Origin of the sequence: Brevundimonas sp., assembly GCF_051858995.1 — a bacterium.
Classification (GTDB): Bacteria; Pseudomonadota; Alphaproteobacteria; order Caulobacterales; family Caulobacteraceae; genus Brevundimonas.
The window spans coordinates 63,281-84,022 of record NZ_JBHYGN010000011.1 but is presented as its reverse complement, the minus strand read 5'-3'; the positions used below and the strand labels follow the sequence as shown (position 1 = coordinate 84,022).

At 69.2% G+C, this 20,742-nt stretch carries 18 protein-coding genes; 12 read left to right on the top strand and 6 right to left on the bottom strand.

Annotation, left to right across the window (positions count from 1 at the left end; genetic code table 11):
- Nucleotides 1–51: 51 nt before the first annotated feature.
- Nucleotides 52–1,251, bottom strand: a complete 1,200-nt coding sequence (gene prpF / locus ACTIEF_RS12680; RefSeq protein ID WP_439472503.1) for a 2-methylaconitate cis-trans isomerase PrpF — start codon at nt 1,249–1,251, stop codon at nt 52–54.
- The gene (gene acnD, locus ACTIEF_RS12675; protein ID WP_439472502.1) at nt 1,251–3,878 is read right to left on the bottom strand and encodes a Fe/S-dependent 2-methylisocitrate dehydratase AcnD; all 2,628 of its coding nucleotides are present in this window, start codon (nt 3,876–3,878) and stop codon (nt 1,251–1,253) included. The genes prpF and acnD overlap by 1 nt, the downstream gene beginning before the upstream one ends.
- A 309-nt stretch (nt 3,879–4,187) precedes the next feature.
- Between acnD and prpC the strand changes: the two genes are divergently transcribed.
- Genes prpC through prpB form a run of 3 tightly spaced genes read left to right on the top strand, consistent with a single transcriptional unit; the run spans nt 4,188 to nt 6,627 of the window.
- Nucleotides 4,188–5,342, top strand: a complete 1,155-nt coding sequence (gene prpC, locus ACTIEF_RS12670) for a bifunctional 2-methylcitrate synthase/citrate synthase (RefSeq protein WP_439472501.1) — start codon at nt 4,188–4,190, stop codon at nt 5,340–5,342.
- 5 nt (nt 5,343–5,347) lie between these two features.
- Nucleotides 5,348–5,674: a hypothetical protein gene (locus ACTIEF_RS12665; protein ID WP_439472500.1), complete on the top strand. Its 327-nt coding sequence runs from the start codon at nt 5,348–5,350 to the stop codon at nt 5,672–5,674.
- 29 nt (nt 5,675–5,703) lie between these two features.
- Nucleotides 5,704–6,627, top strand: a complete 924-nt coding sequence (prpB, locus tag ACTIEF_RS12660; protein WP_439472499.1) for a methylisocitrate lyase — start codon at nt 5,704–5,706, stop codon at nt 6,625–6,627.
- 61 nt (nt 6,628–6,688) lie between these two features.
- Here prpB and ACTIEF_RS12655 read toward each other — a convergent pair whose 3' ends face one another.
- The 3 genes from ACTIEF_RS12655 to ACTIEF_RS12645 are packed head-to-tail and all read right to left on the bottom strand — an operon-like array spanning nt 6,689 to nt 7,208.
- The gene (locus ACTIEF_RS12655) at nt 6,689–6,877 is read right to left on the bottom strand and encodes a hypothetical protein (RefSeq protein ID WP_439472498.1); all 189 of its coding nucleotides are present in this window, start codon (nt 6,875–6,877) and stop codon (nt 6,689–6,691) included.
- Nucleotides 6,874–7,080 (bottom strand): hypothetical protein, encoded by a 207-nt coding sequence (locus ACTIEF_RS12650; protein ID WP_439472497.1) that lies wholly within the window; start codon nt 7,078–7,080, stop codon nt 6,874–6,876. The genes ACTIEF_RS12655 and ACTIEF_RS12650 overlap by 4 nt, the downstream gene beginning before the upstream one ends.
- On the bottom strand, nt 7,077–7,208 hold the full coding sequence (locus ACTIEF_RS12645; protein WP_439472496.1) for a hypothetical protein: 132 nt from the start codon (nt 7,206–7,208) through the stop codon (nt 7,077–7,079). Before ACTIEF_RS12645 ends, ACTIEF_RS12650 begins: the two co-directional genes overlap by 4 nt.
- A 281-nt stretch (nt 7,209–7,489) precedes the next feature.
- On the opposite strand from ACTIEF_RS12645, the gene ACTIEF_RS12640 reads away from it, so the two are divergent.
- From ACTIEF_RS12640 to ACTIEF_RS12600, 9 genes are all read left to right on the top strand, one after another.
- Complete coding sequence (locus ACTIEF_RS12640; protein WP_439472495.1) at nt 7,490–7,582, top strand: potassium-transporting ATPase subunit F; 93 nt, start codon at nt 7,490–7,492, stop codon at nt 7,580–7,582.
- A 13-nt stretch (nt 7,583–7,595) separates the two neighbouring features.
- On the top strand, nt 7,596–9,299 hold the full coding sequence (gene kdpA / locus ACTIEF_RS12635; RefSeq protein ID WP_439472494.1) for a potassium-transporting ATPase subunit KdpA: 1,704 nt from the start codon (nt 7,596–7,598) through the stop codon (nt 9,297–9,299).
- Nucleotides 9,300–9,310: 11 nt separating this feature from the next.
- Complete coding sequence (kdpB, locus tag ACTIEF_RS12630) at nt 9,311–11,380, top strand: potassium-transporting ATPase subunit KdpB (protein WP_439472493.1); 2,070 nt, start codon at nt 9,311–9,313, stop codon at nt 11,378–11,380.
- Nucleotides 11,381–11,399: 19 nt separating this feature from the next.
- Nucleotides 11,400–12,119, top strand: a complete 720-nt coding sequence (locus tag ACTIEF_RS12625) for a TorF family putative porin (protein ID WP_439472492.1) — start codon at nt 11,400–11,402, stop codon at nt 12,117–12,119.
- Nucleotides 12,120–12,130: 11 nt separating this feature from the next.
- Nucleotides 12,131–12,706, top strand: a complete 576-nt coding sequence (kdpC, locus tag ACTIEF_RS12620; protein WP_439472491.1) for a K(+)-transporting ATPase subunit C — start codon at nt 12,131–12,133, stop codon at nt 12,704–12,706.
- A complete protein-coding gene (locus ACTIEF_RS12615; protein ID WP_439472490.1) occupies nt 12,703–15,378 on the top strand; it encodes a DUF4118 domain-containing protein in 2,676 nt (891 codons plus the stop codon). Before kdpC ends, ACTIEF_RS12615 begins: the two co-directional genes overlap by 4 nt.
- Before the next feature lie 9 nt (nt 15,379–15,387).
- Entirely contained in the window at nt 15,388–16,077 is a 690-nt protein-coding gene (locus tag ACTIEF_RS12610; RefSeq protein WP_439472489.1) for a winged helix-turn-helix domain-containing protein, read from the top strand.
- A 158-nt stretch (nt 16,078–16,235) separates the two neighbouring features.
- Nucleotides 16,236–18,764, top strand: coding sequence for a hypothetical protein (locus ACTIEF_RS12605; RefSeq protein ID WP_439472488.1), 2,529 nt, complete (start codon nt 16,236–16,238; stop codon nt 18,762–18,764).
- Nucleotides 18,761–19,894 carry a cytochrome-c peroxidase gene (locus ACTIEF_RS12600; protein WP_439472487.1) on the top strand — a complete coding sequence of 378 codons (1,134 nt, stop codon included), beginning with the start codon at nt 18,761–18,763 and terminating at the stop codon, nt 19,892–19,894. Before ACTIEF_RS12605 ends, ACTIEF_RS12600 begins: the two co-directional genes overlap by 4 nt.
- Here ACTIEF_RS12600 and ACTIEF_RS12595 read toward each other — a convergent pair.
- Complete coding sequence (locus tag ACTIEF_RS12595) at nt 19,891–20,667, bottom strand: energy transducer TonB family protein (RefSeq protein ID WP_439472486.1); 777 nt, start codon at nt 20,665–20,667, stop codon at nt 19,891–19,893. The two genes, ACTIEF_RS12600 and ACTIEF_RS12595, sit on opposite strands and share 4 nt — an antisense overlap.
- Nucleotides 20,668–20,742 lie beyond the last annotated feature (75 nt).

Sequence of the window (20,742 nt, the reverse complement as noted above, 5' to 3'; positions counted from 1 at the left end):
AGGCCGGACGGATGTCAACGCGCATATAAAGATATCTTTATATGCTTATATTCACTCGACGGTGTCGCCGGGGACGTAGACCCAGCCTTCCATCAGGCGACGGGCGCTGCGGCTCATGATGGCCTTGGTGATGGTCCAGCCCCCGTCCTGCTGCACCGCCTCGGCGCCGACCCGCAGGGTCCCGGAGGGATGGCCGAAGCGGACGGACTGCCGCTCACCACCACCCGCCGCCAGATTGACCACCGTGCCGGGGATGGCCGCCGCCGCGCCGATGGCGACCGCCGCCGTGCCCATCATCGCGTGATGCAACTTGCCCATCGACAGGGCGCGGACCAGCAGGTCCACATCGCCCGCCCCGACAGCCTTGCCGCTGGACGAGACATAGTCTTTCGGCGGCGAGACGAAGGCGATCTTGGGCGTATGCTGGCGCTTGGCCGCGCCTTCGAGGGTGTCGATCAGGCCCATCTTCAGCGCCCCGACGGCGCGCAGGGCCTCGAACCGCTTCAGGGCCGCCGGATCGCCGTTGATGGCCTCCTGCAACTCCGTGCCTTCGTAGCCGAGCTCAGCGGCGTTGACGAAGATCGTCGGGATGCCCGCGTTGATCATCGTCACGGTCAGCTTGCCGCCCGCGACCAGATCCTCGGGCACATCCAGTTCGTCGATCAGGTTGCCGGTCGGGAACATGGCCCCGCCGTCGTCACCCTCGCCCTCATCGGCGGGGTCAAGGAACTCCAGCACGATCTCTGCGGCGGGAAAGGTCACCCCGTCCAGCTCGAAGTCGCCGGTTTCCTGCACCGCGCCGCCGCTGACCGGCACATGGGCGATGATGGTCTTGCCGATATTGGCCTGCCAGATGCGCACCGTCCGCACGCCGTCCGGACCCGCATCGACATAGCCCGCGTGGATGGCGAAGGCGCCCGCCGCCGTGGACAGGTTCCCGCAGTTGCCGGACCAGTCGACGAAGTCGGTGTCGATGGAGACCTGGCCGTACAGATAGTCCACGTCATGGCCGGGCCGGTCGCTTGGCGACACGATCACGCATTTCGAGGTGCTGGAGGTCGCCCCGCCCATGCCGTCGATATGCTTGCCGTAGGCGTCAGGGCTGCCGATCACCCGCTGGAACAGCCGGTCGCGCGCCGGGCCCTGCGAGCGGCAGGTTTCCGGCAGGTCTTCCAGGCGGAAGAAGACGCCCTTGGACGTCCCGCCGCGCATATAGGTGGCGGGGATGCGGACTTGCGGACCGTGGCTCATCAGGCGGCCTCGGCTTCGGAGGCCAGGAAGTCTTCGGCGAACCGCTGCAGCACGCCCCCGGCCTCATAGATCGAGACCTCCTCGGCGGTGTCGAGACGGCACTTCACCGGCACGGTCTCTTCCGAGCCGTCGGCGCGGTGGATGACCAGCGTCAGCTCCGCGCCCGGCGCGGGCGTCCCGACGACGTCATAGGTCTCGGTCCCGTCCAGCAGCAGGCCCAGACGAGTCACGCCGTTGATGAACTCCAGCGGCATCACGCCCATGCCGATCAGGTTCGTGCGGTGGATGCGCTCGAAGCCCTCGGCGACGATGGCCTCGACCCCGGCCAGACGCACGCCCTTGGCGGCCCAGTCGCGCGACGAACCCTGGCCGTAGTCCGCGCCCGCGATGATGATCAGCGGCTGGCGGCGGGTGAGGTAGGTCTCGATGGCCTCCCACATGCGCATGACCTTGCCGTCCGGCTCGACCCGGGCCAGCGAGCCCTTCTTCACCGCCCCGTCCACCACGGCCATTTCATTGACCAGCTGGGGGTTGGCGAAGGTGGCGCGCATGGCGGTCAGGTGGTCGCCGCGGTGGGTGGCGTAGGAGTTGTAATCCTCCTCCGGCACGCCCATCGAGGTCAGGTATTCGCCGGCCGCCGAGGTCGGCAGGATGGCGTTGGACGGCGAAAGGTGATCGGTCGTGATGTTGTCCGGCAGGATGGCCAGCGGCCGCATCCCCTTCAGGGTGCGCGGGCTGGCCGCCAGGGCGCCCAGGCCCTCGGTGTCCCAGTAGGGCGGACGGCGAATATAGGTCGAGGTCGGACGCCAGTCGTACAGCGGCGCGGCAGGCGCTCCGCCATGCAGTTGGCGGGCGAACATCGGCTCATAGACGTTGCGGAACTGCTCGGGCTTCACATGCTCGCCGACGATGGCGTCGATCTCGGCGTCCGTCGGCCACAGGTCCTTCAGGCGGATGTCCGAGCCGTCCGGGGCGACGCCCAGCACGTCCTGCTCGATGTCGAAACGCACGGTCCCGGCGATGGCGTAGGCCACCACCAGCGGCGGCGAGGCCAGGAAGGCCTGCTTCGCATAGGGGTGGATCCGGCCGTCGAAATTGCGGTTCCCGGACAGGACGGCGGTCGTATAGAGGTCGCGGTCCACGATCTCCTTCTGGATCACCGGATCCAGCGCGCCGGACATGCCGTTGCAGGTGGTGCAGGCGAAGCCGACGATGCCGAAGCCGAGGCTTTCCAGCTCGGTCAGCAGACCGGCCTCTTCCAGATACAGCTTGGCCACCTTCGAACCCGGCGCGAAGGAGGTCTTCACCCACGGCTTGCGGATCAGGCCCAGAGCGTTGGCCTTCTTGGCCACCAGACCGGCGGCAACGACGTTGCGCGGGTTGGAGGTGTTGGTGCAGCTGGTGATGGCGGCGATGATCACCGCCCCGTCCGGCATCAGCCCCTCGCGCTCCTCGGCCAGGGCGCCTTCCAGATCGACGGCCACGCCGCGATCGCGCAGGGCCGAGGTCGGCAGGCGACGATGCGGGTTCGACGGTCCGGCCAGATTGCGCTCGACGCTCGACAGGTCGAACTCCAGCACCCGCTCATATTCGGCGCCCTTCAGCGCCTCGGCCCACAGGCCGGTGGCCTTGGCGTAGGTCTCGACCAGGGCGATCTGCTCCGGCTCGCGACCGGTCAGGCGCAGATAGTCGATGGTCTGCTGGTCGATGTAGAACATCGCCGCCGTCGCCCCGTATTCCGGGCACATGTTCGAGATGGTGGCGCGGTCGCCGATGGTCAGGCTGTCCGCCCCCTCGCCGAAGAACTCCAGCCAGGCGCCGACGACCCGCTCCTTGCGCAGGAACTCGGTCATGGCCAGCACGATGTCGGTGGCGGTGATGCCTTCCGGACGGCGGCCGGTCACCCGGACGCCCACGATGTCGGGCAGGCGCATCATCGACGGACGGCCCAGCATGACCGTCTCGGCCTCCAGACCGCCCACACCGATCGCGATGACGCCCAGGGCGTCCACGTGCGGAGTGTGGCTGTCGGTGCCGACGCAGGTGTCGGGGAAGGCCACGCCGTCGCGCGCCTGGATGACCGGGCTCATCTTCTCCAGATTGATCTGGTGCATGATGCCGTTGCCCGCCGGGATGACGTCCACGTTCTCGAAGGCGCGCTTGGTCCATTCGATGAAGTGGAAGCGGTCCTCGTTGCGGCGATCCTCGATGGCGCGGTTCTTGTCGAAGGCGGCGGGATCGAAGCCGGGGGCCTCCACGGCCAGCGAGTGGTCGACGATCAGCTGGGTCGGAACCACCGGATTGATCTTGGCCGGATCGCCGCCCTGTTCGGCGATGGCGTCGCGCAGGCCGGCCAGATCGACCAGCGCCGTCTGCCCCAAGATGTCATGGCAGACCACGCGGGCCGGATACCAGGGGAAGTCCAGGTCCCGCTTGCGGTCGGCGATCTGGATCAGGGCGTCGTTCAGCACGGCCGGATCACAGCGGCGCACCAGCTGTTCGGCCAGCACGCGCGACACGAACGGCAGGCCGTCATAGGCGTCGGGCCGGATGGCTTCGACCGCCTCGCGCGTGTCGAAATAGTCGAGGTTCGCGCCCGGCAGCGGCTTGCGGAAGGCGGTATTCATGGCAGCACTCTCGTCACGTCGTCTGGCCACGACAATGCTGAGCGGCGGCGTCGAACGCGCGTTCTTCCCTGCCGTTGTGCGTTCCCGTGGCCATTTGGCCCTGTTTTGCCAAGTGGTAGCACGGCGCGACCACGCAAGTCGCGCCCCAAGCAGATTCACCCTTCACCCGGCGTGGAATTCCGCTATTTCGTGCCCATCAATCAGGGCGGACGCGCGATCAACGGGCGCCGCCGCGTGCAGGCTCGGCCCGCGCTCCCTCACCGGGACGCCAGACGCCGCGAAGCGCTGCACTGACCACTGAGGAAATCGATGACCGACGCCGCCGCCCCCGCCTTCAAGCCCAAGAAGTCCGTCGCCCTGTCCGGCGTCGCCGCGGGCAACACCGCCCTGTGCACCGTCGGCAAGACCGGCAACGACCTGCACTACCGCGGCTATGACATCCTGGACTTCGCCGAGACGGCCGAGTTCGAGGAAATCGCCCACCTGCTGATCCACGGCACGCTGCCGAACGCCGCCGAGCTGAAGGCCTACAAGGCCAAGCTGAAGGCGCTGCGCGGTCTGCCCGCCGCCGTCATGGACGCGCTGGAGTGCATCCCCGCCGCCGCCCACCCGATGGATGTGATGCGCACCGGCGTCTCGGCCCTCGGCTGCGTCCTGCCGGAAGCCCACGACCACAACCATCCGGGCGCGCGCGACATCGCCGACCGCCTGATGGCCTCGCTGGGCTCCATGCTGCTCTACTGGCACCACTTCAGCCAGAACGGCCGTCGCATCGAGGTCGAGACCGATGACGAGACCATCGGCGGACACTTCCTGCACCTGCTGCATGGCACGCCGCCGTCCGACAGCTGGGTGCGGGCCATGCACACCTCGCTGATCCTCTACGCCGAGCACGAGTTCAACGCCTCGACCTTCACCGCCCGCGTCATCGCCGGCACCGGCTCGGACATGTTCTCGGCCATCGCAGGCGCCATCGGCGCCCTGCGCGGGCCCAAGCACGGCGGCGCCAACGAGGTCGCCTTCGAAATCCAGAAGCGCTACGCCAACCCGGACGAGGCCGAGGCCGACATCCGCCGCCGCATGGACGCCAAGGAAGTCATCATCGGCTTCGGCCACCCGGTCTATACGATCTCGGACCCGCGCAACGTCGTCATCAAGCGCGTCGCCAAACAGCTGTCCGACGAGGCCGGCTCGACCAAGATGTACGACATCGCCGAGCGCATCGAGAGCGTCATGATGGACGCCAAGAAGATGTTCCCTAACCTCGATTGGTTCTCGGCCGTCAGCTATCACATGATGGGCGTGCCCACGGCCATGTTCACCCCCCTGTTCGTCATCTCGCGCGTCACCGGCTGGTCGGCCCACGTCATCGAACAGCGCCAGGACGGCAAGATCATCCGCCCGACGGCGAACTACACGGGGCCGGAGAACCTGGAATGGGTGGACCTGAAGAAGCGGGGGTAACGGCTATGGCGGACCGGCTCGAGCAACAGTTCGATCAAGCTATGTTCAACGTCTATCGCCAAGCGAAAGACGAAGCCGACTACAACGCCACCATCTTTCTCCAGATGCTCACTGACAATGGCGGTCTTCGGACCGCCAAAACGCTGATCAATGCACCGCGAGAGTCCGAAGGCTATACGGCGCTGTACCTCCGCGAGCGGCTGGATCTGACAGTTGAAGCCGTGGTCGTCGAGAATGATCGCTGGCACCCGCTTTTTACCTCCGACGAACTTGAGCGCGCTCGGAAACGACTACGCGCGTATCGCTACACTCCGCGTGCAGGCGCGGAATAACGGCCAACTCTACGGCCTAAAGGACCCCCATGCCCTACCTCCTCGCCTCCGACCTCCCCACCGAATCCGCAGGCAAGCGCTTCCGCGCCGCCCTCGCCCGTGACGGCATCTGGCAGCTGCCGGGCGCGCACAACGGTCAGGCGTCCCTTCAGGCGAAGAACGCGGGCTTCGACGGCGTCTATCTGTCGGGCGCGGCGATGACCGCCTCGATGGGCCTGCCGGACCTCGGCATCATCACCGTGGACGAAGTCGCCTTCTTCATCCGCCAGATCGCGCGCGCCTCGGGCCTGCCGCTGCTGGTGGACGGCGACACCGGCTACGGCGAGGCGCTCAACGTCATGCACATGGTGCGGACCTTCGAGGAAGCCGGCGCCGGCGCCGTGCACCTTGAAGACCAGATCCTGCCCAAGAAGTGCGGCCACCTGAACGGCAAGTCGCTGGTCCCCGCCATGGACATGGCCGCCAAGGTCGCCGCCGCCGCCAAGGCCCGTCGCGATCTGGTGATCATGGCCCGCACCGACGCCGTCGGCGTTGAAGGCTTCGACGCCGCCGTCGAGCGCGCCAAGCTCTATGTCGAGGCCGGGGCCGACGCCATCTTCCCCGAGGGCCTGACCAGCCGCGAGATGTTCGAGAAGTTCGCCGCCGCCATGCCCGGCGTGCCGCTGTTGGCCAACATGACCGAATTCGGCAAGACGCCCTTCTACACGGCGTCCGAGTTCGAGGAGATGGGCTACAAGATGGTGATCTGGCCGGTGTCCTCGCTGCGCGCCGCCAACAAGGCCCAGGAAGAGCTCTACGCCTCGATCAAGGCCAACGGCGGCACCCACAAGTACATCGACCGCATGCAGACCCGTCAGGAGCTGTACGACACCATCGGCCTGCACGAGTTCGAGGAACTGGACGCCTCGATCATCAAGACCATCGTCCCTCAGGGCATGCCGCAGGAAGACTGAAGCCTTCCGACAGCCGGACACACGAACGGAGCCTGACGGTCGTCAGGCTCCGTTTTTGCGTTCAGGGCTGATCGACCCCGACCACCACATAGCCCTCATGCCCCTTCGCCTCGTCGCGAGCGGCGCGGACGGCGGCGCGTCGGTCGATGAAGGCGCCGCTCAGGCGGCCGTCCAGCGAACGGAAGCACCACAGGCCGTGATCGATGGTGATCGCGATCGGCACGGGCTCGGCGGGAAGCGCCGCGATCATTGGCGGGCCTCCCGGCGATGATGCAGCCCGTCGGCCTCGGCCTGCAGGCTGCGCGCCAGTTGTTCGGCCAGTTCGCGGACCGGCAGGGCGCGCGTGCGACAGCCGTTGACGGCCACACACCACCCGCCCGCCGTCGGCACGACCTCATAGCCGCCGGGACGACGCCGCGCCGGCGTTCGGTCGTCGACATAGCCCGACATCATCGGCCGCGCTCCCGCGTCGAAGCGGCGCCGAAGGCCTGGCCGATCACGTCCATCGCCATCCGCCAGACGCTTGGCGGCGCGACGGGGCGAGGTTTCAGGCTTTGGGTCAGCAGGGCGTTGCGGGTCATTTCGACCTCCGTTGAAGAGGCCTGCAATCGACACCCGCCGGGCCTCAGCGCGCCATTCGAAAACCGCCCGCCCGCATAAGCGCCGCATAAGCCGGGGGCCCTCCCCTTATGTTTTCCTTATGCGCCGCGCCGGAACCCGAATGGCGCCCTTACGCGGTTCGGGAGCCTTGTCCCGCCTCCACAAAGTCGGAGGCGTCGGCAATGTCCGATCTGATCTTTCTGGCGTTGGGCGGCGGAGCATTCCTGCTCTTCGCCGCCCTCGCCGCTACATTGAAGAGGATGTGACGATGATCGTCTCCATCCTCTGGGGCGTCGGCGCGATCGTCGTCGCCGGTTACATGGTCGCGGCGCTCGTGCGCCCCGAGCGGTTCTGAAGGAGCCGCCGCCATGACTGTTCAAGGCTGGGCGGAAATCGCCCTCACCCTCGGTCTGGCCGTCCTTCTGGGCTGGCCGATCGGGCTCTATATGTCGCGCGTCTGGAATGGCGAGCGGACCTGGCTCGACCCGGTGCTGAAGCCGGTCGAGACCGTCTTCTACAAGGCCGCGGGCGTCGACCCGACCCGCAGCCAGGGCTGGCTCGGCTACGCCGGCGCCCTGCTGGCGTTCAACCTCGCCGGCTTCCTGCTGCTGTTCGCCATCCTGCGTCTTCAAGGCATTTTGCCGATGAACCCGCAGGGCTTCGACGGCCTGTCGCCGCATCTGGCGTTCAACACCGCCGTCAGCTTCGTGACCAACACCAACTGGCAGTCCTATGGCGGCGAGGTGACCATGTCGGCCTTCAGCCAGATGGTCGGCCTGACCACCCAGAATTTCGTCTCCGCCGCCACCGGCGCGACCATCGCCGCCGCCTTCGCGCGGGCCTTCGTCGCCAGCCGGGGTGAGGGCGTCGGAAACTTCTGGGCCGACCTGACCCGGACCACCCTCTACGTCCTGCTGCCCCTGTCCTTCGTTCTGGCCATCGTGCTGGCCGCGCTGGGCCTGCCGCAGACCCTGTCGGCCAACGCTGTCGCCACCACCATGGAAGGCGGCCAGCAGACCCTCAGCCTGTTCCAGACCGCCAGCCAGGTCGCCATCAAACAGCTCGGCATCAACGGCGGCGGCGTCTTCAACGTCAATGCCGCCCACCCGTTCGAGAACCCCTCGGCCCTGACCAATCTGATCACCGCCGTGGCCATCAACGTCATGGGCTGGGCCGCCTTCTTCGCCTTCGGGCGCAGCGTGCTGGCGAAGCGCGAGGTGAAAGCCCTGGCCGCCGCCGCCCTGATCATCCTGGGCGTCTGCACCTCGGGCATCTACATCGCTGAAAGCCAGCCCGCGCCCGCGCTCGTCGCCGCCGGGATCGAGCAGCCGGTGAACATGGAGGGCAAGGAGACCCGCTTCGGCGTCCCCGCCTCCGCCGCCTGGGCGGGCCAGACCACCGGAGCCTCGAACGGCTCGGTCAACTCGATGCACGGCAGCTACATGCCTCTGTCCGGCGGCATAGAGATGTTCCTGATGCAACTGGGCGAAATCCTCCCCGGCGGCATCGGCTCGGGCATCGCCATCATGGTCGTCATGGCCATGCTGGCGGTCTTCGTGGCGGGCCTGATGGTCGGTCGCACGCCGGAATATCTCGGCAAGAAGATCGAGGCGCGCGAGATCCAGTACGCCATGATCGCCGTGCTGGTCCTGCCGCTGGCCATCCTGGGCTTCACCGCCGTCGCCGTCGTCTTCCCCACCGCTCTGGAAGGGCTGCTGAATCATGGGCCGCACGGCCTGTCGGAGATGCTTTACGCCTACACCTCGGCGGCGGCGAACAACGGCTCGGCCTTCGCGGGCCTGACCGCCAACGCGCCCTGGTGGAACACGACCCTCGGCATCGCCATGCTGGCTGGGCGCTTCGTCCCCGCCGTCGCGGTGCTGGCCATCGCTGGCTCACTGGTCGCCAAGCCCAAACTGGCTCCGAGCACCGGAACCCTGCCGACCCACGGCGGCCTGTTCATCGGCCTTCTGATCGGCGTCATCCTCATCCTCGGCGGGCTGCAGTTCTTCCCGGCGCTCGCTCTCGGACCCATCGTCGAGCATTTCCAGATGCTCGGCGGGGCGTTCTGACGGACATTCCCATGACCTTCGCAAATCCTGAACTGCCGGGCGGCAAGGCCCGTCCGGCGCCCCTCGCGGGAGGGCTCAACGGCGCCATGCTGGGCCGCGCGCTCGGCGACGCCTTCATCAAGCTGGATCCGCGCAAACTGCTGCGCAATCCGGTCATCTTCGCCACCTGGATCGTGGCCCTGCTGGCGACCGTTTCGGCGGTCGCGGCGGTGGCGGCGGGCCAGTCGGCGGGCTTCGCGGTGCAACTGGCGCTGTGGCTCTGGGCCACCGTCCTGTTCGCCAACATGGCCGAAAGCGTCGCCGAAGGGCGGGGCAAGGCGGCCGCGGACTCCCTGCGCGCCACCCGCGTCACGACGAAAGCCAAACTGATCGTCGATCCGAAGACCGGCGCCATCGTCCCCACCCCGGCGCACGAGCTGGTCGTCGGTTCGGTGATCCTGGTTGAGGCGGGCGACGTGATCGCCTCGGACGGCGAGATCATCGAGGGCGTCGCCTCGGTCAACGAGGCCGCCATCACCGGCGAAAGCGCCCCGGTTATCCGGGAAAGCGGCGGCGACCGGTCGGCCGTCACCGGCGGCACCACGGTCGTTTCCGACTGGATCAAGGTGCGCATCACCTCGGCGCCGGGCTCGACCTTCCTCGACCGCATGATCGCCATGGTCGAGGGCGCCAACCGTCGCAAGACGCCGAACGAACTCGCCCTGTCCGTCCTGCTGGCGGGCCTGACCCTGGTCTTCCTGATCGCGGTCGTGACCCTGCTGGGCCTCGGCGCCTATTCGGGCGTGAAGCTGGACCCCATCGTTCTGGGCGCCCTGTTCATCACCCTGATCCCGACGACCATCGGGGGACTGCTGTCGGCCGTCGGGATCGCGGGCATGGACCGTCTGCTCAAGGTCAATGTGCTGGCCACCTCAGGCCGCGCGGTCGAGGCCGCGGGCGACGTCGACACCCTGCTGCTCGACAAGACCGGCACCATCACCTTCGGCAACCGCATGGCCACCGAGGTGATCCCGGTCCCCGGCGTCCGTCCGGAAGTCGCCCTTCGCGCCGCCGTCACCGCCTCCCTGGCCGACGAGACGCCCGAGGGCCGCTCCATCATCGAATTGGGCCGCAACGCCGGGATCGTGGTCGAGCAGCCGGTCGGCTCGAAAGCCATCGCCTTCTCCGCCGTCACCCGCCAGTCGGGCCTCGACGCGGGCCAGGACAGCTGGCGCAAGGGCGCGGTCGATGCGGTGCTCAAATCGCTGAACCTGGACGAGGCCTCGGCCCCGGCCGAGTTCCGCTCCGCCGTGGACCGCATCGCCCGCTCGGGCGGCACCCCTTTGGCGGTCACCGAGAACGGCGCGCTTGTCGGCGTCATCCACCTCAAGGACGTGGTCAAGCCGGGCGTGAAGGAGCGCTTCGCCGAACTGCGCCTGATGGGGCTGCGCACCGTGATGATCACCGGCGACAACCCGGTCACGGCGGCGGCCATCGCCTCGGAGGCCGGGGTCGACGACTACCTCGCCGAGGCTACGCCCGAGGACAAGATGCGGCTGATCAAGGCCGAGCAGTCCAAGGGCCGTCTGGTCGCCATGTGCGGCGACGGCGCCAACGACGCCCCCGCCCTCGCCCAGGCCGACGTCGGCGTGGCCATGCAGACCGGCGCCCAGGCCGCCCGGGAGGCGGGCAACATGGTCGACCTCGACAGCGACCCGACCAAGGTCATCGAGATCGTCGAGGTCGGGAAGCAACTTCTCATTACCCGAGGGGCGCTGACCACCTTCTCCATCGCCAACGACGTGGCCAAGTATTTCGCCATCATCCCGGCGATGTTCGTGGTCGCCCTGCCCTCGCTCGGCGCGCTGAACATCATGCGGCTCGGCTCGCCCGAAAGCGCGATCCTGTCGGCGGTGATCTTCAACGCCCTGGTCATCGTGGCCCTGATCCCGCTGGCCCTGCGCGGGGTCAAATACCGCGCCGTCGGCGCCGGGAAGCTGCTGGGCCGCAACCTGCTGATCTACGGCCTCGGCGGTCTCGTCGCGCCCTTCATCGGCATCAAGCTCATCGACATTGTGATCACCGGCCTCGGCCTGGCCTGATCCTGAAAGGACACCTGAAATGAACCGCAAACCCTCATTCAAAGCCACCGGCCGCAACGACGCCGTCTTCGCCATCGCCTGCCTGGCTCTCCTCGCCGGCGTCGGCTTCTGCAGCCAGGCCAAGGCCCAGGACGTGACCGGAAACGTCGCCGTCACCTCCGACTACGTCTTCCGGGGCGTCAGCCAGACTCGCGAGAACCCGGCGATCTCGGCGGGCGTCGATGCGACCTTCGGCGACTTCTACGCCGGGGGCTGGGCCTCGAACGTCGACTTCGGCGACGACACGGACGCCGAGGTCGATGTCTACGGCGGCTGGCGCTCGGAGCTGTCGGGCTGGGCCGTCGATCTGGGCGGCGTCGCCTATCTCTACACCGGCCAGCCGGACGGGGCGGACTATGACTATGTCGAGCTGAAAGCCGCCGCCTCCCGCGCCGTCGGCCCGGCCACCCTCGGCGTCGCGGCCTACTGGTCTCCGGACTTCTTCGGCGCGTCGGAGGACGAGGCGACCTACCTGGAGGCCAACGCCGCCTTCGCCCCCGCCGACCGCTGGACCGTCTCGGGCGCCGTGGGTCGCCAGTGGGTGTCGTCGGACCTCGACTACACCACCTGGAACGCGGGCGTGGCCTTCGCCCTGACCGACCATCTGGCGCTCGACGTCCGCTACCACGACACCGACCAGCACGACTTCGGTGAAGCCTACGGCGCCCGCGCCGTGGCCTCGCTGAAGGCGACCTTCTGAGGAGCGGAGCCATGATCTCCCACCTGCGTCCGGCCCTTGTGATGACCGGGCTGTTCACCCTGGTGCTGGGGGCCGCCTATCCGCTGGCGGTCACCGGCGTCGCCCAGGCCGCCTTCCCGGATCAGGCGAATGGCAGCCTGATCCGCGACCGGGACGGCACGGTGCGCGGCTCGGCCCTGATCGGTCAGCCCTTCGCCGAGGCCCGCTACCTGCATCCCCGCCCTTCGGCGGCGGGCGACGGCTACGACGCCTCCGCCTCCTCCGGCTCCAACCTCGGACCGCTGAACCCGGACCTGAAGAGCGCTGTGGCCGAGCGCGCCGCAGCGGTCCGGGCCGAGGACGGCGCCGGGACCATCCCCGCCGACGCCGTCACCGCCTCCGGCTCGGGCCTCGACCCGGACATTTCTCCGGCCTACGCTCGGCTCCAGGCCCAGCGCATCGCGACGGCCCGGGGCGTCTCCGTGGATCAGGTCCAGCGCATCATCGAGCGGCATGTCGAACAGCCCCTGTTCGGCTTCGTCGGCCAGCCCCATCTGAATGTGCTGATGACCAATCGCGCCCTTGATGCGGAGCTGCCCCGACCTTGACCGACCCCGGACCTGACCCGTCCGCATCGCCAGCCGCCCGTCGGAAACGCGGGCGGCTGAAGGTGTTTCTGGGCATGTCGCCCGGCGTCGGGAAGACCTATGAGATGCTGCGCGCCGCCCGCCGCCGGAAGGCCGAGGGCGGCGACGTCGTGGTCGGGGTGGTCGAGACCCACGGCCGCCGCGAGACCGAAAGCCTGCTGCGCGGGCTGGAGGTCATGGCCCGTCAGCCCATCGACTATCGGGGCCGCGCCCTGATGGAGTTCGACATCGACGGCGCCATCGCCCGGCGCCCCGACCTGCTGCTGGTCGACGAATACGCCCACTCCAACGCCCCCGGCTCTCGCCATCCCAAGCGCTGGCAGGATGTGGAGGAGATCCTCGACGCCGGGATCGACGTCTGGACCACCCTGAACGTCCAGCATCTGGAGAGCCTGTCCGACGTCGTCCTGCGCATCACCGGCGTGCGCCAGCGCGAGGCGGTGCCCGACAGCGCCCTCAGCCGCGCCGACGACATCGAGGTCATCGACATCACCCCCGACGAGCTGCGCAAGCGGCTGGGCGAGGGCAAGGTCTACGTCCCCGAGACCGCCCGGCTGGCGTCCGAGAATTTCTTCAAGGTCGAGAACCTGACCGCCCTGCGCGAGCTGGCCCTGCGCCGCGCCGCCCAGACGGTGGACGACCAGCTGGTCGCCGCCCTGCGCGAGAAGGGGGTCGAGGGGCCATGGGCGGCGGGCGAACGCATCCTCGTCCTCGTCGGCGGCGACGCCATGGCCGCCACCCTCGTCCGCACCGGGCGACGCCTGTCCGACATGATGATGGACGCGCCCTGGACCGTCGCCCACGTCGACCGCCCCAGCGCCGGCGCGCCCGACGCCGTCGCCTCCGCCCGCCTGTCCGAAGCCGCCCAACTGGCCGAACAGCTCGGCGGCGGCAGCGTCCGCCTCAGCGGCGACGACGTGGTGCGTGCGGTCATGGACCACGTCCGCCGCAACAACATCACCCAGATCGTGCTGGCGCGCGGCCGCGAGAACCGCTTCAGCGCCTTCCTCGGCCGCTCGCTGGCCGTTGAGCTGCTGCGCGCCTCCGAAGGCGCCGCCGTCCACATCATCACCGACGCCAGCCCGCCCGAACGCCCCGCCCTGCGCTGGCCCACGGCCTCTCACAGGGGCTGGACCGGTTACGCTGTCGGCCTCGCCCTCGTCGCCGTCGCGACCGGGCTGGGCCTGCTGCTGGACCAGAGTTTCGAGCGCGTCGACCTGGGCGTCATCTACCTCGCCGCCGTGGTCTGCGCGGGGGTGCTGCACGGCCTGCGCCCCGCCCTGGCGGCGGCGACGGCGGCCTTCCTCGTCTACAACTTCCTCTTCCTGCGACCGCTCTACAGCTTCGCCATCGGCTCCCCGACCGACCTGCTGACCCTCGTCCTCTTCTGGGCCGTCGCCCTGACCACCGGCGCCCTCGCCGGGCGGGTGCGCGAACAGGTCAGCCGGGCCCAGCGCCGCGCCTCCGCCGTCTCCGCCCTGCTCGCCGCCAGCCAGACCCTGTCCGGCGCCGAGGACGCCCGCGCCACGGCCCGCGCCCTCGCCGAACAGGCCAGCGCCGCCGCCGGGGCCAAGGCCGTCGTCCTGCTGCCCGAGGGCGAGGACCTCGCCGTCGCCGCTTCCGCCCCCGTGGTCGAACCGCCGCTCCAGCTCGGCGCCGCCGCCATGGCCGCCGCCCGCTGGGCCTGGGAGAAGGGCGAGCCCGCCGGCCACGGAACCGGCACCCTGCCCCAGACCAGCTGGACCTTCCGCCCCCTGCAGGGGGTGCGCGGCCGCTCCGGCGTCGCGGGCATCGAGGCGGACGCCCTCGCCCCCGGCTCGGACGAGGAGCGTCTGGCGCTGGCCATCCTCGGACAGGGCGCGGTCGCCATCGAGCGCGCCGAGCTGGCCGGGCAGGCGCTGGAGACCGAGACCCTCAAACGCGCCGATCGCTTTCGCGGCGCCCTGATGAACTCCGTCAGCCACGACCTGCGCACGCCGCTCTCGACCGTGCTGGGCTCGGCCACCACCCTGATCGACTACGGCGACACCCTGAAGCCCGACGTCCGCGCCGACCTGCTGCTCAGCATCCGCGAGGAGGCCGAGCGCCTGAACCGCTATGTCGGCGACCTGCTGGACATGACCCGGCTGGAAGGCGGCGGACTGAACATCAAGTCCGACTGGACTGATGTCCGCGACGTCCTCAACGCCGCGGCCCAGCGGATCAGCCGCCGCCTCGGCGCCCGCGACCTGACCCGCGACTTCCCCGCCGACCTCAGCATGGTCATGGTCGATGAGGGGCTGCTGGAACAGGCCGTGGTCAACATCCTCGAAAACGCCATCGCCTACAGCCTCGACGGCTCGCGCATCGAACTGGCCGCCTATGAGGATCGCGGCTCGGTCGTCATCTCCATCGAGGACGAGGGCAAGGGCATCCCGACGCCAGAACTGGAGCGGGTGTTCGACAAATTCCGCCGCATGGAGGAGCCGTCCGACCGCACCCAGGGCGCCGGACTGGGCCTCGCCATCGCCAAGGGCTTCGTCGAGGCCATGAACGGCCGCATCGCCGCCGCCAGCCCCATCGTGGACGACCACGGCACGCGCGTGCTGATCAGCCTGCCCAAGGCCATCGCCACCCACCGCGACCTGCTATGAAGGGGCCAAATGTCCGCCTCTAGAACCACCATTCTGGTCATCGACGACGAAGCCCAGATCCACCGTTTCCTGTCCCCCGCCCTGGACGCCGCCGGCTTCGATCCCAAGCGCGCGGACAGCGGTCAGGAGGGCCTGCGCGCCATCGCCCTGTGGAACCCGGACGCCGTGGTTCTGGACCTCGGCTTGCCTGACATGGACGGCAAGGACGTGCTGGTCCGCGCCCGCGAATTCTATCAGGGGCCGATCCTCATCCTGTCCGCCCGCGACCGCGAGGCCGAGAAGATCGAGGCGCTGGACCTCGGCGCCAACGACTATGTCGAAAAGCCCTTCGGCGTCGGCGAACTGCTGGCCCGCCTGCGCGCCGCCCTGCGCCTCAAGGCCGGAACGGACCAGCCGCACGGCCCCATCACCGTCGGCGACCTGGTCATCGATCTGGAGCGGCGTCTGGTCACCCGCGCGGGCGAACATGTCCGCCTGACGCCAAAGGAGTACGACGTCCTGGCCCAGCTGGCCCGCGCCGCGGGCAAGGTGCTGACCCACAAGGACCTGCTCACCGCCGTCTGGGGCGCGGCCCATGCGGCGGACACCCAGTACCTCCGCGTCGTCGTCGGCCAGCTCCGCCAGAAGCTCGAGCCCGATCCCGCCCAGCCCCGCTGGATCTCCACCGAACCCGGCGTCGGCTACCGGCTGCAGAGCTGACCGCCGCGCAACCCTGATCCCGTCCGGACGGACCGTCGCAACCGGGCGGAATCTTCAATCGCGCTTCAATGTCGCCTGACATTGATAATGAGTTGCATATTCACGTTATCGCGGATAACTCACCCGCCCAGTTCAGTTGCGGGGTGCACACCATGGTCATGCGTCATCTTCTTTCGTCAGCGGCGGCCGTCGCCCTGCTGGCCCATGCCGGTCTCGCCGCCGCCCAATCCGCGCCGCAGCCGACGCAGGATCAGGCCGTCCCGACCGTGGTGGTGGATGACAAGGCCGCCGCCCCCGCCGCGCCGGTCTATGGCTCGGGCGGCGAGTCCGGGACCACGACCCTGAACCGCGAGGCCGTCCACACCCGCGCCCCCGGCTCGGGCGACGTGAACAGCCTGCTGCGAATCGTCCCCTCGATCCAGTTCAGCAATGAGGCGGGCAACGCCACCCGCGAGGACCTGCAGGACCTGCGGCCCGAGACCATCTCCATCTCGGGCGGTTCGGTGAATGAGAACCGCTTCACGCTCGATGGCGTCGGCGTGAACTCCTACATGTACGACAGCGACGCGGGCGCCGGCGACTTCACCGGCGCGGGCGTGGCCGCCGCTTCGGCCCAGACCCACTGGGTCGATCAGAGCCTGGTCGGCAGCCTGGTCGTGCGCGACTCCAACATCTCGGCACGCTACGGCGACTTCACCGGCGGCGTGGTGGAGATCACCACCCGCGCGCCCTCCTCGGTGTTCGGCATGGAGGCCTTCTACGGCCTGACCAGCGACGGCATGGCCGAGTACAAGGTCTCCGACGTGGCCCGTAACGCCCTCCCCGGCGGCGTGGCGCCCGACACGCCCGAGTTCGAGAAGGAACGCTTCGGTTTCAGCGCCGACCTGCCGGTCAACGCGCGCCTGCGCCTGCTGACCGCCTACAACCGGACCACCGCCACGGTCACCAACTTCCCCGGGGCCAACTACGCCGTCTACGGCGCCTACGGCCAGACCAGCACCAAGGAGACCTGGCTGCTGAAAGGCGAGTACGACCTGTCCGACACCCTGCTGTTCACCGGCCTGCTCACCTACGCCCCCTATGAGGCCGAGGCCCGCCAGACCAACACCGCCTACAACAACCGCATCCTCTCAAACGCCGGCGGCCTGGTGGCCAAGGCCCGGCTGGACGGCGAGCGCGGCCCGGCGATCTGGAACCTCGAGCTCGCCTACTCCGGCACCGACAACGACCGCCAGGCGCCGTCCGGCACCTTCAACATCTCCAACAGCGCGCCGGGCATGGCGGGCTGCTCGGCGGCGTCCAGCTGCACCATCGGCGCCGCGGGCGACTTCACCCAGCAGCAGGACGTGGTCACCCTGGCCGGCCAGTGGGACCAGCCGCTCGGCGCCGGCCACCTGTCCGCCGGGTTCGACTTCGGTCACGTCGAGGCGCGGCGCGCCCGGTCTCAGGATCTGATCTCCCACCTGACCACCAACGCCAGCGTCAACACCGTCTGCACCACCGGCGAAAGCCTGGCCTGCCGCAACGGCTCCTACGCTCTCACCACCCAGCTGCGGTACGGCGCCTTCGACGCGCGGGCGAACCTCGACAGCTACGCCCTGTGGGGCGAGTACCAGTTCGATCTGGCCGGCTTCGATGTCCGCGCGGGCCTGCGCTACGACTACGAGAGTTTCCTGGAGAACCACAACATCGCGCCGCGCCTGTCGGTGTCGCGCGAGGTTCCGGGCGCCGGGATGACCGTCACCGCAGGCCTGAACCGCTACTATAACCGCAGCTTCGTCGGCTACGCCCTGCGCGAGGGCGCGGGCGTGACCCGCACCTTCACCCGCACCCCGACCATCGTCGGAACCGAGCGCCGCTGGAGCGACAACTGGGTCCTGACCAACCACACCGACAGCAACCGCTACTCGGGCCTCGGACTGGATACGCCGTATTCGGACGAAGCCACCCTGGCGGTCAGCGGCGTTCTGCCGTGGCTCGGCGGCGACTATCGGGTCAAGGGGGTGCTGCGCGACACCCGCGACATGATCGCCAGCTCGCCCCGCACCACCGAGGTCTATGACCGCGAGACCGGCACGACCGCGACCCGCTCGGTCTACCACGCCACCAATGAGGGGGAGCGCAGCTATCGCGGCCTGACGCTGGAATACACCCGCGCCATCGGCTCCACCCAGGCCGTCTCGTTCAGCGCCGACTTCTCGCACACCGACGCCAGCAACCTGGAATACTTCGACGTCCCGGACAACATCGAGCTGTCGGGCCGCATGGTCTATTATCAGGGTCAGGTCGTCGATCTGCTCCAGGCCACCGCCGACAACCAGCTGCTGGACTACGCCTCCCCCTTCATCCTCAACGCCGACTGGGGCGCCAGCTGGTTCGGCGGCCGCGTCACGACCAACCTCAACGCCCGCTATCGCGAGGGCTACAAGGTCGTCGCCGACACCGGGGTGAACATCAACGTCAGCGGGACCAACTACGACGTCTTCGACAAGGTCGAGGTGTCCGGCTCGGTCGAGGCCAACCTCTTCGTAGAGGCCGAGGTCGTCCGCAGCGCCTACGGCACGATGACCGTCGAGGCGCGGGTCAACAATGTCTTCAACGCGGTGCTGAATGACGACTATGTCTCCAGCACCCAGCCCTACCAGCTGGGCCGCAACGCCTGGTTCGGAGTGAAGTACAAATATTGAGCCGCCTCGTCCGCCACGCCGCGTCCGGAACCGCCCTGGCGATCTGTATGATCGCCGGGGCTTGGGCGTTTGACGGGGTCCGCGCCGAGGACGTCCCGGCCCGCGCCGTCCTGCCCGACAACCCCACCGTCGAGCAGCTCCGCGCCGCCTATGCCGGCGCGCCCGAGACCTGGCCCGCCCCGACGCTGAGGGAAGGCGCGGTCTTCACCGAGTTCGGTCCCCTGCCCCCGCCGGTCGCCCCGGCCGACAATCCGACCACGCCCGAGAAGGCGGCGCTGGGCCAGCGGCTGTTCGACGACCCAAAACTGTCGGCCTCGGGCCAGATCGCCTGCGCCTCCTGCCATGCGCGCGAGCTGGGTTTCGCCGACGGCCTGCGCACCTCGTTCGGCCACGACCGCCAGCGCGGCAGGCGCAACTCGCCCTCCGTCGCCCCCGCCGCCTGGCTGCCGGTGCTGTTCTGGGATGGCCGCGCCGAGACGCTGGAGGCCCAGAGCCTTCACCCCATCGTCGATCCGCTGGAGATGGCCGGCGCCCTGCCCGTGATCGAGGCGCGCATCGCCGCCGACCCGTCCTACGCCGAGGCCTTCACCGCCGCCTTCGGCGACGACCGCGTCACCATCGACCGCATCGCCAAGGCCCTGGCCTCGTTCCAGCGCAGCCTGCGCCCGGGCCAGGGTCGCTGGCGTCGGTTCATCGGTGGCGAGCGCCGGGCGCTGAACGATCAGCAACTGCGCGGCCTGCACCTGTTCCGCACCAAGGCTTCCTGCGCCAGTTGCCACAGCGGCCCGGCCTTCAGCGACGGGCGTTTCCACAATCTCGGCCTGACCTTCTACGGACGCCAGAACGAGGACCTCGGTCGCTACGGGGTCACCGGTCGCCCCGAGGACGTCGGCGCCTTCCGCACCCCCAGCCTGCTGGGCGTCTCGCGCACCGGCCCGTGGATGCACAACGGCCTGTTCCCGCTCTTCGAAGGGGTTGTCCGCTTCTACAACGCCGGGGGCGCCCATCCGCGCCGTCCCGCCGGGGCCGAGAATGATCCCATGTTCCCGGTCACCGACCCGATGCTGCAGCCGCTCGACCTGACCGAGGACGAGATCGAAGACCTCGTCGCCTATCTGGAAACGCTCTAACTGCCGCGCGCCGCGCGGTAGTCGATGTTCACGGTGAAGTCCCGCATCGTCCAGCGGGCCCCTGCGTCCGGACGCGGGAAGGGCTGGGTGTTGGCGATCTGGTCCAGCGCCGCCCGGTCCAGCGCCCGCAGTCCGCTGGAGCGCGCCAGACGCAGCCGGTGCACCCGCCCCCGGCGGTCCAGCTGGAAGCTGACCGTCACCACCCCGCGCGCTCCGCCCGGATGGCGCTTGTGCCGCTCGATCCAGCCCAGCAGCTCGGCCGCATAGGTGTCGACATCCGCCGCCGCAGCCGCGCCCAGCGACTGACCGCCCCCGCCCTGGGTCGCGCCCCCCGTCGAGGCGTCCATGTCCACCTGCCCGCGCTCGCCCGCCTGTCCGGTTCCTGGCGGTCCCGGCGCCTCGATCCGGCTGTCCTCGGCCCGGCGCGTCTGGTCAGACGGCGGCGTCGGGCTGGGCGAAGGCAGGGTGAAGGCCGCCGGAAACACCGCCGGGGTCAGGTGCGCGCGCGGGCGGTCCGCCACCGGCTGCGGCTGGGCCGCTCCGCCCGCCTTCCGCTCGGCCTGCGCCGCGGCGGCGGGCGGCGTCGGCGAGTCGAAGCGTGGCGACGGCATCAGGCTCAGATTGATCACCGGCGCCGCCCCGCCGATCACGTCCGGCGCCGCCTGCAGGCCGAACAGCGCCAGCCCGCCCACATGCGCCGTGGTCACCAGCCCGTACAGCAGCAGACGTCCGCCCGGCTTGGCCGTCGCGCTCTGGCGGGGGCGAGCAGACATCGACGCGGCGATCCTCGGGGTCCGGAAGAAACAGGGGACCGCTAATATCGATAATCACTCGCAAGGACCAGCAGC

Bases quoted from the DNA above. Each gene is read 5' to 3' on its own strand.
- ACTIEF_RS12595 (WP_439472486.1), bottom strand. From the start codon at position 20,667: ATGTCTGCTCGCCCCCGCCAGAGCGCGACGGCCAAGCCGGGCGGACGT.
- prpB (WP_439472499.1), top strand. From the start codon at position 5,704: ATGCCCTACCTCCTCGCCTCCGACCTCCCCACCGAATCCGCAGGCAAG.
- acnD (WP_439472502.1), bottom strand. From the start codon at position 3,878: ATGAATACCGCCTTCCGCAAGCCGCTGCCGGGCGCGAACCTCGACTAT.
- ACTIEF_RS12605 (WP_439472488.1), top strand. From the start codon at position 16,236: ATGCGTCATCTTCTTTCGTCAGCGGCGGCCGTCGCCCTGCTGGCCCAT.
- prpC (WP_439472501.1), top strand. From the start codon at position 4,188: ATGACCGACGCCGCCGCCCCCGCCTTCAAGCCCAAGAAGTCCGTCGCC.
- ACTIEF_RS12665 (WP_439472500.1), top strand. From the start codon at position 5,348: ATGGCGGACCGGCTCGAGCAACAGTTCGATCAAGCTATGTTCAACGTC.
- prpF (WP_439472503.1), bottom strand. From the start codon at position 1,251: ATGAGCCACGGTCCGCAAGTCCGCATCCCCGCCACCTATATGCGCGGC.
- ACTIEF_RS12650 (WP_439472497.1), bottom strand. From the start codon at position 7,080: ATGATGTCGGGCTATGTCGACGACCGAACGCCGGCGCGGCGTCGTCCC.
- ACTIEF_RS12645 (WP_439472496.1), bottom strand. From the start codon at position 7,208: ATGACCCGCAACGCCCTGCTGACCCAAAGCCTGAAACCTCGCCCCGTC.
- ACTIEF_RS12625 (WP_439472492.1), top strand. From the start codon at position 11,400: ATGAACCGCAAACCCTCATTCAAAGCCACCGGCCGCAACGACGCCGTC.
- kdpA (WP_439472494.1), top strand. From the start codon at position 7,596: ATGACTGTTCAAGGCTGGGCGGAAATCGCCCTCACCCTCGGTCTGGCC.
- ACTIEF_RS12655 (WP_439472498.1), bottom strand. From the start codon at position 6,877: ATGATCGCGGCGCTTCCCGCCGAGCCCGTGCCGATCGCGATCACCATC.
- kdpC (WP_439472491.1), top strand. From the start codon at position 12,131: ATGATCTCCCACCTGCGTCCGGCCCTTGTGATGACCGGGCTGTTCACC.
- kdpB (WP_439472493.1), top strand. From the start codon at position 9,311: ATGACCTTCGCAAATCCTGAACTGCCGGGCGGCAAGGCCCGTCCGGCG.
- ACTIEF_RS12610 (WP_439472489.1), top strand. From the start codon at position 15,388: ATGTCCGCCTCTAGAACCACCATTCTGGTCATCGACGACGAAGCCCAG.